This is a genomic window from Pseudonocardia sp. EV170527-09 (assembly GCF_008369905.1).
Lineage (GTDB): Bacteria > Actinomycetota > Actinomycetes > Mycobacteriales > Pseudonocardiaceae > Pseudonocardia.
The window spans coordinates 1-258 of the sequence record NZ_VRMC01000534.1; the positions used below are offsets into that span (position 1 = coordinate 1).

Genomic DNA, 258 nt, shown 5'->3' on the forward strand with positions numbered 1-258 from the left:
GCTTGCAGGGGCTGGTGATGCTCGGGCTTTACATCATGGGCGTGGTCGGGGCGTTCGTCGTGGCGCTGGTGCTGCGCCGCACGGTGACCAAGGGCGCGTCTTCGGGCTTCATGATGGAAATGCCCAAATATCAGTTGCCGCGCGCGCGCGACTTGGCGCTGGGGCTGTGGAGCCGCGCCGAGATTTTCCTGAAGCGCGCGGGCACGACCATCGCCTTCACCACGATCGTGCTGTGGGCGTTGCTGAGCTTCCCCAAGC

At 65.5% G+C, this 258-nt stretch carries 1 pseudogene; it reads left to right on the plus strand.

What is annotated here, in order from left to right:
- Positions 1-258 (plus strand): annotated as a pseudogene (locus FVA95_RS30055) (ferrous iron transporter B); the annotation flags it as partial.